Here is a 13017-nt window from a genome sequence, read left to right as displayed (position 1 = left end):
CCGTGCGTCTCGCTGCCACCCAACCGCCGAGGGGCATAATCGGTGAGTTACACCCGTCCCCAAAGGAGCCCCCATGACCCCGCCCGTTGTCCAGTCGCTGCGGGAGCAGATCCGCGCGCACATCGTGGAGGGGATCGTCAGCGGCCGCTGGAAGCCAGGTGAGCGGATCGTGGAGCGCGGTATCGCCACCGAGCTCCAGGTCTCCCAGACCCCCGTCCGTGAAGCGCTGCGCGAGCTGGAGAGCCTGCGGCTGATCGAATCCGCGCCCAACAAGGGCGTACGGGTGCGGAACCTCACGGCGGCGGACCTGGAGGAGAGCTATCCGGTACGGGCGGGCCTTGAGCAGATCGCGGCGGAGCTTGCGGCCGCACAGCTGGCTGAGGACTGCTCGGCGCTCACTCCGCATGTGACGGCCCTCTACGCGGCGGACCACGCGGGCGACTCGGCCGGTCAGGTGCGCCACACGGTCGCCTTCCACCGGGAACTGGTGCGCGCGGCGGACAACGCGGTGCTGCTCCACACCTGGGAGGGGCTGGGCATCGAGGTCTTCACCGCCCTGTCCATCAGATGGTTGGGCACCGTGCAGCAGTCGTACGCCGAGGAGCATGAAGCCTTGGTGGAGGCGTTCCTGCGTCGGGATCCGGACATCGGACTGCTGGTCAAGGCGCATGTACTCGGCTGTGCACCGCACGCGTAGGACCCGTCCGCCAAAGGCCTGCGTCGCGCCCGGGGCTCACGGTGACCCACGGCTCGCGGGTGGGCGGACGGCGCAGATAAGCCGGGCCAAGCCCGAGGCCGCCCCTCCCTGTGGGCACTCCGTACCGGTAGGCGCTTCGGCCCGTCGTCAGCGCCTTCCCCTGGCCGGACCGCCGTACACCACGGGACTGGGCGGTGCGGCCCGGGTCCCGGCGAGCGTCGATGCGGTGCTTTAGGCGGGCCCAACGCCTCTGTCGCAGGGTTCGCCCATGGCCCGAGTCCATTCCGGCTGCGCCACCGCGGCCAACCCCCGCAGCCCCCGCTGCCAGCCCCCGAAGGGCGCCCTCGGGGAGCGGCGAGATCTGGCCGTTCCCACTGGCCCAGCCAGCAACAAACCCCTGATCAGAGCGGGGAATGACGGCACCGGGTGCCGTTATCCAGGGCACGGAATGCCAACTTTGACTTCCGGGGTAGTTTTATCTCCGAATACTTTGATCGATCATCGATCAACGGCTTACAGTCGCTTTTGGGGTCAGTCCCCACCGCCCTGTCCTGCCAGACGAGGCACCCCCATACCCCCCGTTCAACCACCTCCCAGTCCGGAAGGCGGCGATCATGTCCGACCTCGTAGGCAAGCGTCCGAGTGAGCTCGACCAGCTCCCGGATCGTGACACCGAGGAGACCGCCGAATGGGCGGCCTCCCTCGATGCCGTCACCCAGCATGCCGGCCCGCATCGCGCCGCGTATCTGATGCGCCGCACCCTCCAGCACGCCGAGTCCACCGGCATCCCGGTGCCCCGGTTGTTGGAGACGGACTATGTGAACACCATCCCCACCGCCGCCGAACCCGCCTTTGACGGCGATGAGGCGATGGAAGCACGGATCACCGCGTGGAACCGCTGGAACGCGGCCGCGATGGTCACCCGGGGCTCCCGCCTCGGTGTGGGCGGTCACATAGCCACCTTCGCCTCTGCCGCCTGGCTCTATGAGACCGGCTTCAACCACTTCTTCCAGGGCAAGGAGAAGGACGGCAGCGGCGACCAGATCTACGTCCAGGGCCATGCCTCGCCCGGAATCTACGCCCGAGCCTTCCTCGACGGCCGCCTCAGCGAGGCGCACCTGGACAACTTCCGCCAGGAAGCGGGGGGCAACGGTCTGCCCTCCTACCCCCACCCGCGCAGGCTGCCGTGGCTCTGGGAGTTCCCCACCGTCTCCATGGGCCTCGGTCCGCTCTCGGCGATCTACCAGGCACGCTTCAACCGCTATCTCCACAACCGCGGAATCAAGGACACGGCCAACTCCCATGTCTGGGCCTTCCTCGGCGACGGCGAGATGGACGAGCCCGAGTCGACCGCGGCCCTCGGGCTTGCGGCCCGGGAGCAGCTGGACAATCTGACCTTCGTCATCAACTGCAACCTCCAGCGCCTCGACGGCCCGGTCCGTGCCAACTTCAAGATCGTGCAGGAGTTGGAGTCCCAGTTCCGCGGCGCGGGCTGGAACGTCATCAAATCGCTCTGGGGCTCCGCCTGGGACGAGCTGTTCCAGCTCGACACCACGGGTGCCCTGCTGCGCAGGCTGCGCGAGGTCCCGGACGCCCAGTTCCAGACGTACGCGACCCGCGACGTCGCCTACATCCGGGAGCACTTCTTCGGTACCGAGCCCGCTCTGATCGAGCTGGCGAGGGTGATCGGCGACGCCAAGATCGGCGAGTGCTTCTACACCTCCCGCGGTGGCCACGAGGCCCGCAAGGTGTACGCGGCCTACCGCGCCGCGATCTCCCACAAGGGCGCGCCGACCGTGATCCTCGCGCAGACCGTGAAGGGCCACACCCTCGGCAAGGGCTTCGCGTCGAAGAACGCCAACCACCAGATGAAGAAGCTGACGGTGGACGAGTTCAAGTGCATGCGGGATCTGCTGGAACTGCCGATTCCCGACAGTGCCTTCGTCGGCGACCTGGTGCCCTACGGCCACCCCGGCGAGGACTCTCCCGAGGTGCGCTACCTGCACGAGCGCCGCGCGGCACTCGGCGGCCCCGCCCCCGCCCGACGGACGCACACCGTGGCCCTGCCGGCACCCGAGGAGCGGGCGTTCCAGACCCTGCAGAAGGGTTCGGGCAAGCAGGAGATGGCCACCACCATGGCCTTCGTCCGACTGGTCAAGGACCTGATGCGGGACAAGGAGACCGGCCGGCGCTGGGTCCCCATCGTGCCCGACGAGGCCCGTACCTTCGGTATGGAGTCGCTGTTCCCCTCGGCCGGTATCTACTCGCCGATGGGGCAGACGTACGAGCCGGTCGACCGCGACCAGTTGATGTACTACAAGGAGGCCAAGGACGGCCAGATCCTCAACGAGGGGATCACCGAGGCCGGTTCCATGGCGGACTTCATCGCCGCCTCCACGTCGTACGCGACGCACGGCGAGCCGATGATCCCCTTCTACATCTTCTACTCGATGTTCGGCTGGCAGCGCACCGGTGACCAGATGTGGCAGCTCGCCGACCAGCTCGGCAAGGGCTTCATCGTCGGCGCCACCGCGGGCCGCACCACCCTGACCGGGGAGGGCCTCCAGCACGCGGACGGCCATTCGCATCTGATCGCCGCCACCAACCCGGCGTCGCTCAACTACGACCCGGCGTTCGCGTACGAGGTCGCGGTGATCGTCAAGGACGGTCTGCGGAGGATGTACGGGGAGGGCCTTCCGGGCGAGGACCCGAACGTCTTCTACTACCTGACCGTCTACAACGAGCCCAAGCCGCAGCCCGCCATGCCCGAGGGCGTGGAGGAAGGCATCGTACGAGGGCTCTACCGCTTCAAGGAGGGTGTACCGGCGTCCCCCGAGGCCCCCAGGCTTCAGCTGCTCGCCTCCGGCACGGCGATCCACTGGGCCCTGGAGGCCCAGCAGATCCTCGCCGCCGAATGGGCCGTCACCGCCGACGTCTGGTCCGCGACCTCCTGGGGCGAGCTGCGTCGGGACGCGCTGGCGGCCGACGCCGCTCTGCTCCGCGGTGAGCAGCGCACCCCGTACGTCACCCAGGTGCTCAGCGGCGCTCCGGGCCCGGTGCTCGCGGTCAGCGACTGGATGCGTCAGGTGCCCGACCAGATCAGCCAGTGGGTCGAGCAGGACTGGTCCTCGCTGGGGACGGACGGCTTCGGTCTCTCGGACACCCGGCCGGCGGCCCGTCGACACTTCGGTGTGGACGCGCAGTCGATCGTGGTCTCGGCGCTCGCGCAGCTGGCGCGGCGCGGTGAGATCCCGGCCAGTGCCGTGAAGGAGGCGCGCGAGCGCTACGGTCTGTGACCTGAGGATGACGTGACAAGTGCGGTGCGCTCAGCGGTGGCACCGCTGAGCATGGCACCGTCGAGGTGATACTGAGGGGCGCTCCCGGCGGGGGCGCCCCTTGACCTTGACACCGTGTGAACCCGTGCACTTGGGGAGTCATGTTCACCATCGGAGACTTCGCCAGACACGGTCGCGTATCGGCCCGGATGCTGCGTCACTACGACGCCATCGGGCTGCTGCGCCCGGAGCGCACCGACCCCTTCACGGGCTACCGCTACTACGCGGCGGTCCAGCTCGCCCGACTCAACCGGATCATCGCCCTCAAGGACCTCGGTTTCACCCTGGACCAGGTGGGGCGGATCCTGGAGGAGAAGGTGAGTACGGAGGAGCTGCGCACGATGCTCGTCGTGCGGCAGGCGGAACTGGAGGCGGCGATGGCCGCCGCTGCCGCGACCCTGGGCCAGGTCGAAGCGCGGCTCCGTTCTCTTGAGAGCGAGGGTCGTATGACCACCGACGATGTCACTGTGAAGTCCCTGCCCGCGGTCCGGGTGGCCGAGCTCACCGCCATCGCCGAGAGTTATGCCCCCGAGGACATCGGCCCGGTCATCGGCCCGCTGTACCAGGAGCTGTTCCGCCGGGTGGAGTCCTCGGGCATCGCACCGAGCGGTCCTGGTATCGCCTACTACGAGGACGCTCCGGAGGGCGACGGTTCCCTCGTGGTCCATGCCGGGGTGACGGTCTCCGCGGCCCCGCGCGTGGGACTCGACTTCGCCATCGTGGACCTGCCCGCCGTAGAGCGGGCGGCGACGATCGTGCACCGCGGGGCCATGCAGTCGGTGATGCCGACGGCCCAGAAGCTGGCCCGCTGGATCGATGCGGGCGGACACCGTTCGGCGGGATACGCCCGGGAGGTCTCCCTGGAGTGCCCCCCGGACCTGGACCAGTGGGTCACCGAGCTCCAGGAGCCCTTGCGGTAGCTCCCCCGGGGGCGGGAGTCATGATGGGGGCATGCGCGCTGCCCGACTGATCAAGATGGTGCTGCTCCTGCAGTCCCGACCGTCCATGACGGGGGCCGAGTTGGCCCGGGAGCTGGAGGTCTCGGAGCGGACCGTGACCCGGGACGCGGGGGCCCTTGCGGAGGCGGGTGTCCCGGTCTACGCGGACCGGGGCCGGGCCGGGGGCTACCGACTCGTCGGCGGCTACCGCACCCGGCTGACCGGTCTGGGCCGCAGCGAGGCGGAGGCCCTCTTCCTGTCCGGGTTGCCCGGGGCGCTGCGGGAGATGGGGCTGGCGGACGCGGCGTCCGCCGCGCGCCTGAAGGTGTCGGCAGCACTGCTGCCCTCGCTCAGCGACGCGTCCCAGAACGCGACGCAGCGCTTCCACCTCGATGCTCCCGGCTGGTACCAGGAACCAGCGACCCCGCCCCTGCTCCCGGCGATCGCCGAGGCGGTATGGGATGACCGCCGGATCGCGGTGGTGTACCGCAACCGCAAGGGGGCGGAGGTGGAGCGGGAGCTGGAGCCGTATGGACTCGTGCTCAAAGCGGGGGTCTGGTATCTGTGCGCCAGGGTGGACGGCTCCTTCCGGATGTACCGGATCGACCGGTTCGAGTCCGTCGGGGAGCCGGTGGAGCCGGGTGTCTTCGAGCGCGACGAGGGATTCGACCTACCGGGGTTCTGGGAGGAGCGCGCGGCCCAGTTCGCGCGCTCCATCCTGAAGACCGAGGTGGTGGTCCGCGTCACCGAGGAGGGCGCCAGGCAGCTGCCGTATGTCGGGGATCGTGCCGCGGCCCGTGCGGCGCTGGCCGCGGCGGACCCGCCGGACGCCGCCGGGCGGCTGACGCTCACCCTGCCGATGGAGTCTCCCGAGGTGGCGTACGGCCAGTTGCTGGCGCTGGGCCCGGAGGTGGAGGTGGTGGAACCGGTGGAGCTGCGTGCGGCATTCGCCGAGGCGGCGAAGCGGTTGGTCCGGCTCTACGAGGAGAAGGGGTGACGGCAGACGGGTCGGCCCTGCCCCCTTGCCCCGTACCACCCCGGCTCGACCCCGTACGACGTGAACCCCGTACGCCCCCGGCTCGGCCTCGTACTCCGCAGGCCCCGCGACGGCCGATGAGCGGCACGGACGGGCCGCTGTGCCGTGGGCAGTCCCGCTCGTCCGCCCGCCGGCCGTGGTCAGCGTCTCTCGGGCTAGCGGTACTCGGCCAGGTCCGGGGAGTTGCCCGCGCGCTCCGCGAGGATGTAGCCCCAGACATCAGGCCGGCTGCCGTCCGCGTCGGTCAGGTCGTACTCCTTCGCCAGCTGTCCGCTGTCCAGCGACTGGCCGTTCCAGCGGTCGCGCTCCGGGTCGGCGGCGAGTGCGGCGACTCCCCGGCCGATGTAGTGCGGGGATTCGGAGAGCGACCAGTGCGGTTGGGCCTCGGTTCCCTCGCGCCAGTTCTCCTCGGTGAGGCCGAAGTTGTCCAGCATCTCCTCGGACCGCAGGAACCCCGGGGTGACCGCCACCGCCGTGCCGCCGACGCTCTTCAACTCCTCGCCCAGGATGAAGGCCATCCGGATGGGCGTGTTCTTGGCGAGGTCGTAGTAGAAGTTCTCCCGGAAGCCGTCGTTCGTCCGTGCCGTCCCGTCGGTGACCTCGATGACCAGCCCGCCGGGTCGGCGGACCAGCAGGGGCAGCGCGACGCTGCTGGTGATGATGTGAGTCCGCACACCCAGGTCGATCATCCGTAGCCCACGGTCGAGATCGACGTCCCACATCCTGGTGTCGAAGTCGAGCAGGGGATTGCCGCCCCAGATGTCGTTGACGAGGATGTCGAGCCGGCCGTGGTCGCGTTCGATGCGCGCGATGAGCTCGCGGACCTGCTCCACCTGGAGGTGGTCGGTCGGTACGGCGATCCCGGTGCCGCCCGCCGCGTCCACGAGTTCGCCGGTCTCCTCGATGGTCTCCGTCGCCCGGCCCAGCTCGCTGACTCGTTCACGGGTCGTCCGACCGGTGACGTACACGGTCGCGCCCAAGGCCCCGAGCTGTACGGCGATGGCGCGCCCCGCGCCCCGGGTGGCCCCGGCGACCAGGGCGATCCGCCCGGAGAGGGAGGGTTCGCCCGCTGCTGCTGTGTGCTGAGTCGTCATACGACCGACCGTCGCACGTATACCCGACATCTTCTGTCTACGATTCGTCAGTCTGGGGGAAGCCGGGGAGAATCTCCTTCGAAAGAACCCTTCGAAATCCTCATCACTTCGGCGGCTCCGCGTGCGTCACCCCTCTCCAACCACGATGCTGGACCCGTGATGGACGAGACGGAGTTCTGGGAGATCATCGACAGTACCCGCGAGGCCGCCGAGGGCGACCCGGAGGATCATGCCGATCTGCTGGTCGAGCGGCTGATGCAGCTCGACCCTGACTCCGTGCTGGACTTCGCGCGCCACTTCGAGGCCCGCTACAACCGCGCGTACACCTGGGATCTCTGGGGAGCGGCGGCAGTCCTGCTCGGTGGGGCCAGCGACGATGCGTTCGACTACTTCCGCTGCTGGTTGATCGGTCAGGGGCGGGAGGTCTTCGAGGGCGCGGTCCATGAACCGGACGCGCTGGCCGAACTGCTCGAAGACTTCGACGACGACATCGACGGCGACGGCGAGGAGCTCGGATACGCGGCGGACGAGGCGTACGAGGCTCTGACCGGGGTGGTGGCACCGGATCTGGGGATCGCACCGCAGCCGGCCGAGCCGGTGGGCACCCCGTTCGGCTTTGACGACGACGCCGCACTGGCCCGGCGGTTCCCCCGGTTGTGGGAGCGCTTCGGCTCCGGCTGACCCGCGCCGGCTCGCGATCGAACAGCGGGGCTATCGCAGCTCGCGCCCCATCATCACATCGTCGACATACCGCCCGTCGATGAAGAACTCCCCGGGCAGCACCCCCTCGACCACAAAGCCCTCGGACGCGTAGAGCGAGCGGGCCGGGTCGTTGTGCCCCAGCACCCGCAGGGTGATCCTGAGCGCGCCCTGACGGCGCGCCTCCCGACAGGCCGCCCGCAGCAGCGCCCGGGCCACTCCGCGTCCGCGCGCGTGCGGGAAGACGGCCAGCCCCTGGATCTGACGCACATGCTGATTGCAGGCGAGCGAGGTGGGCGGGGCCACCCGGATGTAGCCGATGACCGCCCCGCCGGCACCGCCGGCCTCGGGCGGCACATCGGCATCCTCGCCGAGGTCGGGGCCGCCTGGGTCGTCATGGCTCAGGCCGGTCTCCGCCACCTCCTGCGCGACCAGGTAGTCCTGAGGTCGGTGGTTGGAGTCGAAGAACGGATCGTACGGGGGCAGTCGCCGCGGGGTCACGGCGTGCAGGGTCGACCAGGTCTCCACGTCGAGGCGGGTGAGCACGGCCTCATCCGCGAGCAGAGCGGGGCGTATGTGCGACTCAGGCATGGTGGCAACTGTGTCATGGGGACTTTCAGGGGCAGGATGGGCCGTATGCGGATCGCGGTCACCGGTTCTTCCGGACTCATCGGCAGCGCCCTGGTGCGCTCACTTCGTTCGGACGGGCATGAGGTGGTGCGGCTGGTGCGGCGCCCCGCACGGTCCGGGGACGAGGTGGAGTGGCAACCGAAGCGTCAGCGGGTCGACGCGACGGGCCTGGTCGGTTGCGAGGCCGTGGTGAACCTCGCCGGGGCCGGTATCGGCGACCACCGCTGGACTGAGGCGTACCGCAAGGAGATCAGGGACAGCCGGGTGCTGGGCACGGCAGCGCTGGCGGAGGCGATCGCCTCGCTGGACACCCCGCCACGGGTGCTGGTCAACGGCAGTGCGATCGGCTACTACGGGGACACCGGCGATCACGCGGTGGACGAGAGCGCGCCCCCCGGGAGCGGGTTCCTGCCGGATGTGTGCGTGGAGTGGGAGGAAGCCGCTTCCCCCGCCGAGGAAGCCGGTGTGCGGACCGCGTTCGCCCGCACAGGTCTGGTGGTCGCCAAGGAGGGCGGCGCCTGGGCGCGGATGATTCCGCTGTTCAAGGCGGGGCTCGGGGGCAGGCTCGGCGATGGCCACCAGTACTGGAGCTATGTCTCGCTGCACGACGAGGTGGCCGCTCTGCGGCACATCCTGGATACCGAATCGCTCTTCGGCCCGGTGAACTGCACTGCTCCGGACCCGCTGACGAACCGCGAGATCACGGCGGCGATGGGCCGGGTGCTGCGTCGCCCGACGCTTTTCGCGGTGCCGGCGGTGGCTTTGAGGACCGTCCTCGGGGATATGGCGGCCGATGTCCTCGGTAGCCAACGCGCGGTGCCGAGGAAGCTGCTGGATTCCGGGTTCTCGTTCGCCTTCCCGGGGATCGACGCGGCCATCGGCGCGGCCCTGCGATAGCCGGGCGCCCGCGCGGGCCTCAGAAGTCCGCGGGAGCTCCGGAATCCGCAGGAGCTCAGAAGTCCGCGGGAGCTCAAAAGTCCGCGGGAGCTCCGGAATCCGCAGGAGCTCAGAAGTCCGCGGGAGCTCAAAAGTCCGCGGGAGCTCAGGAATCCGCGGGGGTGGGCGCCTCCCACTCGTTACGTTCCAGGCTTTCTCGCGGGAGCATCACCAGCGCAGTGGTGCCGCCGGACGCTGAGGGACGTAACTGGACGCGGATGTCATGGCGCAGCGCCAGTCGGCCCACCACGAAGAGGCCCATACGGCTGGCGACTGCGGCATCGAGGATGGGGGGCGAGGCAAGCCTCTCGTTGATTTCGAGCAACCCCTCAGGGGGCAGTCCCGGGCCGCTGTCGTGGATCTCGATCAGCGCCCGCCCATCGTCGAGGGAGCGTCCGTCCACCCGGACCGCCGCCTGGGCCGGCGAGAAATTCGTCGCGTTCTCCAGAAGCTCCGCCAGCAGGTGCACCAGGTCGTTGACTGTGCGCCCGCTGATCTGGACGGTGGGGAACGACGACAGGTAGACGCGTTCGTAGTCCTCCACCTCGGAGACCGCGGCGCGCAGCACATCGACCAGGTCAACCGGCTGGGTCCATTGGCTGTCGGGCTCTCCGCCCGCGAGGGCCAGGAGGTTGTCGCTGTTGCGGCGCATTCGGGTGGCGAGGTGGTCCAGTTTGAACAGGGAGGACAACTGGTCCGGGTCCTGTTCACGGGTTTCGAGTTCGGAGATGAGCGAGAGCTGGAGTCCGACGAGTACCTGGTTGCGGCGCGAGAGATTGGCGATCAGCCCGTTCATGAGCTCGCGCGCGTCTGGCTCGTCCGGGGCCGCGGAGCTCTCCGGCGGCGGCCACTCGGACGCCCGGGCGTTCCTCGGCCTCTCCGCTCGATGCGATCGATGGGCCGGCTCGGGCTGCTGGCGGAACCGGTTGCGCCAACCACCCTTCGGTGGACCGCCGGAAGACGACTGATCGTACGGCTCGTTCTCCGACTCCCCTGCTGACCGGGCCTCCGCCGCCACCCAGCGGCGCTCCAGTTCCATCTCCAGGTCGTACTCCGCCCGCTGCAGCACGAACTTCGCCTGGGACCGGTCCTGTTCGATGTGCTGCTGGGTCTGCAGGGCATGGGTCAACTCGGCTGAGTGACGCTGTACGAGCACCCCCAGCCGGTCGCGCTCGGCGGCCGCCGCTTCGAGCTCCCTTCGGATGGCCCCCATCTCGCCGCTGTGGTGGGCGTGTTCCCTGAGCGCTCGGAGGCTCGCCTCCGCTTCGGCCCTGAGTTTCTGCTCCGTCTTGAGCTCGGCCCGCAGCTCCCAGACCGTCTGCTCGGCCTCCGCCACACGGTCCTCCGCGGCCTTGAGCGCATCGCGAAGTACGTAGACCTGGTGCCGCAGCGGCTCTCGCACCGCGCAGGCCGCGTAGTACTGCTCCCGGACCGAGAGCAGTACCTCCGGTCGCAGCGGGGCGCCGGTCTTGTTCGCGACAGCCGCATCCAGGCTGGCGAGGAAGGTGATCTCCGGCAGTCGCTCACCGTTGAGATAGCGGGAGAGCGTCGCCGGCGGCACGCCCAGATGCCGCTCCAGTTCGACCAGGGTCATGTTCAAGATGGTGTAGAACTCGCGGAGCCTGGTCGCCCAGGCCATGATCTCCGGTTTGAGGTCCGGAGCCAGCTTCTTGAGCGGGCGCCCCCGCCGTACTTCTTGCATCCCCCGCAACAACTCCCCATCCGGCCGGCCCGTAGAGCAATCTTCCCGGACTTCGGGAAGATCATTTGTTGCTTCCGGCGCAAGTTTCTCGGCTTTTGCGACTTTCGGGGTGTGCGCATGGGTGCGAAGGAAGGGGACCGAACCAGGTGGTGAGGGTCGGAGTGGTCACCGAACCGGGCTCGGTGGTACCTCGGTTCTGAGCTCTCGGCATGGCTCTGGGGCCGGCATGGCGTGCGGCGCGCCAGCGGCGGGGCGTCCATCGGCGGCCGGGCAGGGGCGAGGACACCGGCGGGTGGCGGGTGGGGGCGGCGGTTCGGGGCGTCGGACCGCACCGATCCCGAGCTGTGGAGGTGATGGCAGTCAGCTCGCGCCGGGAGCGTGCGCCCCCCGCGCACCGGTGCCCCGCCACACGCGCGCGCCGCATCGTGTCGGCCCGTACCTACTCTCGTACCGAACTCGGGTATTCCAGGGGCCTGGCGGGGGCTTGATCCTCCCGCCAGCCGTGCGACCTCGGGGAGGGGCACGTGCTCATCAGCACCGCTCACAACGCGGACCACGCAGACGTCATCATCGTCGGAGCCGGAGTCGCAGGACTCTCGGCCGCCCATCGGCTGATCAGTGCGGGAATCACTGTCAGCGTGCTCGAAGCCGCCCCACGGCTGGGCGGCCGCATGGCCACGGACAGGGTAGACGGCTTCCGTCTTGACCGCATCGGACAGCTGCTCAACACCTCCTACCCAGGACTGCGACGAGGCGCGGCCACCGGAGAACTCACCTTGCGGACCTTCTCTCCGGGGGTGTTGGTACACGCCGGAGGTCGACTGCACCGCATGGGAGACACCGTCCAGAGGCCGGGCAACCCGGGGAGCGCACGGGGAGCGTTCACCGTTGCGCGAGCCCTCGCGAGCGCTCCGAGACCGCTGGACGAGGCCCGCCTCAGTGCCTCGCTCGCCCGGCTCGCCGGTGTCCCGACCGCGCGTCTGGTCGCCCGCCCGGAACGGACCGCCCGGGCCGCGCTCGCGGCCCGCGGACTCCCGGCCCGTACCGTCGATGGCTTTCTGCGGCCGCTGCTGTCGGCGCTGCTCGGTGACCCGGAGTTGACCACATCGAGCCGGACCGCGGATCTCGCCCTGCGCGGCTTCGCCCGCGGCAGACTCTGTGTGCCCGAGGGCGGCGCGGTGACCCTGCCGGAACAGCTGGCGGCGGCGCTCCCCGCGGGGACGGTTCTCACCGGCGTACGGGTGAAGGACGCGTCGATCAACCGTGTCAGCACCGAGGAGTACGGCGAGCTCACCTGCCGTGCTCTCGTCGTGGCCACCGGGGCCCGTGAGGCGGCGGAGCTACTGCCGGGGCTCCGGGTTCCGTCATTTCATCCGGTGACCGTGTTGCACCACACGGCACCGCAGGCACCGCCCACCGGGGCGGCCCTGGTCCTGGACGCGGAACTGACCGGACCCATCTCGCACACGACGGTCATGAGCGCAGTCGATCCCACCCGTGCCCCACACGGTCGGGTGCTGATCTCCTCCACCGTGCTGGGCCCTCCCCCGCCGCGACTGGACCGCTGTACGAGGGCGCAACTGGCGCGGATCTACGGGATGCCCACGGATGACTGGGAACTGCTCGCGGTCCACCACGCCCCGGAGGCGATCCCGGCGATGCCCCCGCCCCATGACCTCCGTCGCCCGATGCGCGTGCTGTCGGGCCTGTATGTGTGCGGTGACCATCGGGCCACCAGTACGGTCCAGGGCGCGCTGTCCTCGGCCCGCCGGGTGGCGGACGCGATCCTCCAGGACTTCGCCGTACGTCGACGAGGAATGCCACCGCTGCCGGCGGCGGCCTAGCAGCCGGGGATCGAGCCAGCGGGACATCACCGGAACCGCGATCCGCGAGCGGCGGCGGTCGTCCGCACCGGCGACCGGGGGCGTCCGATGTAACGGACACCCCCGG

General features: G+C 69.7%; 9 protein-coding genes and 2 pseudogenes. 7 read left to right on the top strand and 4 right to left on the bottom strand.

Annotation, left to right across the window (positions count from 1 at the left end):
• Nucleotides 1-73: 73 nt before the first annotated feature.
• The 4 genes from NBG84_RS22810 (at nucleotide 74) to NBG84_RS22795 (ending at nucleotide 5967) form a co-directional block, all read left to right on the top strand.
• The gene (locus tag NBG84_RS22810; protein ID WP_250921416.1) at nucleotides 74-697 is read left to right on the top strand and encodes a GntR family transcriptional regulator; all 624 of its coding nucleotides are present in this window, start codon (nucleotides 74-76) and stop codon (nucleotides 695-697) included.
• 614 nt (nucleotides 698-1311) lie between these two features.
• Nucleotides 1312-3993, top strand: coding sequence for a pyruvate dehydrogenase (acetyl-transferring), homodimeric type (aceE, locus tag NBG84_RS22805; protein ID WP_250921415.1), 2682 nt, complete (start codon nucleotides 1312-1314; stop codon nucleotides 3991-3993).
• A gap of 140 nt (nucleotides 3994-4133) precedes the next feature.
• Entirely contained in the window at nucleotides 4134-4952 is an 819-nt protein-coding gene (locus tag NBG84_RS22800) for a MerR family transcriptional regulator (protein WP_250921414.1), read from the top strand.
• Between the two features lie 31 nt (nucleotides 4953-4983).
• Entirely contained in the window at nucleotides 4984-5967 is a 984-nt protein-coding gene (locus NBG84_RS22795) for a helix-turn-helix transcriptional regulator (protein WP_250921413.1), read from the top strand.
• A 194-nt stretch (nucleotides 5968-6161) separates the two neighbouring features.
• Here the strand turns inward: NBG84_RS22795 and NBG84_RS22790 are convergent, their stop codons facing one another.
• Nucleotides 6162-7100 (bottom strand): SDR family oxidoreductase, encoded by a 939-nt coding sequence (locus NBG84_RS22790; RefSeq protein WP_250921412.1) that lies wholly within the window; start codon nucleotides 7098-7100, stop codon nucleotides 6162-6164.
• Between the two features lie 159 nt (nucleotides 7101-7259).
• On the opposite strand from NBG84_RS22790, the gene NBG84_RS22785 reads away from it, so the two are divergent.
• A complete protein-coding gene (locus NBG84_RS22785) occupies nucleotides 7260-7781 on the top strand; it encodes a DUF4240 domain-containing protein (protein ID WP_250921437.1) in 522 nt (173 codons plus the stop codon).
• Between the two features lie 30 nt (nucleotides 7782-7811).
• Here the strand turns inward: NBG84_RS22785 and NBG84_RS22780 are convergent, their stop codons facing one another.
• Nucleotides 7812-8390, bottom strand: coding sequence for a GNAT family N-acetyltransferase (locus NBG84_RS22780; protein WP_250921411.1), 579 nt, complete (start codon nucleotides 8388-8390; stop codon nucleotides 7812-7814).
• A gap of 36 nt (nucleotides 8391-8426) precedes the next feature.
• On the opposite strand from NBG84_RS22780, the gene NBG84_RS22775 reads away from it, so the two are divergent.
• On the top strand, nucleotides 8427-9326 hold the full coding sequence (locus NBG84_RS22775) for a TIGR01777 family oxidoreductase (protein WP_250921436.1): 900 nt from the start codon (nucleotides 8427-8429) through the stop codon (nucleotides 9324-9326).
• 157 nt (nucleotides 9327-9483) lie between these two features.
• Here the strand turns inward: NBG84_RS22775 and NBG84_RS22770 are convergent.
• Nucleotides 9484-10191 (bottom strand): annotated as a pseudogene (locus NBG84_RS22770) (sensor histidine kinase); the annotation flags it as partial.
• 675 nt (nucleotides 10192-10866) lie between these two features.
• Nucleotides 10867-10959 (bottom strand): annotated as a pseudogene (locus NBG84_RS40735) (helix-turn-helix domain-containing protein); the annotation flags it as partial.
• Between the two features lie 632 nt (nucleotides 10960-11591).
• Here NBG84_RS40735 and NBG84_RS22760 point away from each other — a divergent pair.
• Nucleotides 11592-12911, top strand: coding sequence for an NAD(P)/FAD-dependent oxidoreductase (locus tag NBG84_RS22760; protein WP_250921410.1), 1320 nt, complete (start codon nucleotides 11592-11594; stop codon nucleotides 12909-12911).
• The last annotated feature ends 106 nt before the right edge of the window (nucleotides 12912-13017 follow it).

The organism is Streptomyces albipurpureus, from assembly GCF_023701525.1.
Taxonomy (GTDB): Bacteria; Actinomycetota; Actinomycetes; order Streptomycetales; family Streptomycetaceae; genus Streptomyces; species Streptomyces albipurpureus.
This window is presented reverse-complemented; position numbering and strand designations above follow the sequence as displayed.

Bases quoted from the DNA above. Each gene is read 5' to 3' on its own strand.
- NBG84_RS22810 (WP_250921416.1), top strand. From the start codon at position 74: ATGACCCCGCCCGTTGTCCAGTCGCTGCGGGAGCAGATCCGCGCGCAC.
- NBG84_RS22800 (WP_250921414.1), top strand. From the start codon at position 4,134: ATGTTCACCATCGGAGACTTCGCCAGACACGGTCGCGTATCGGCCCGG.
- aceE (WP_250921415.1), top strand. From the start codon at position 1,312: ATGTCCGACCTCGTAGGCAAGCGTCCGAGTGAGCTCGACCAGCTCCCG.
- NBG84_RS22795 (WP_250921413.1), top strand. From the start codon at position 4,984: ATGCGCGCTGCCCGACTGATCAAGATGGTGCTGCTCCTGCAGTCCCGA.
- NBG84_RS22790 (WP_250921412.1), bottom strand. From the start codon at position 7,100: ATGACGACTCAGCACACAGCAGCAGCGGGCGAACCCTCCCTCTCCGGG.
- NBG84_RS22775 (WP_250921436.1), top strand. From the start codon at position 8,427: ATGGGCCGTATGCGGATCGCGGTCACCGGTTCTTCCGGACTCATCGGC.
- NBG84_RS22785 (WP_250921437.1), top strand. From the start codon at position 7,260: ATGGACGAGACGGAGTTCTGGGAGATCATCGACAGTACCCGCGAGGCC.
- NBG84_RS22780 (WP_250921411.1), bottom strand. From the start codon at position 8,390: ATGCCTGAGTCGCACATACGCCCCGCTCTGCTCGCGGATGAGGCCGTG.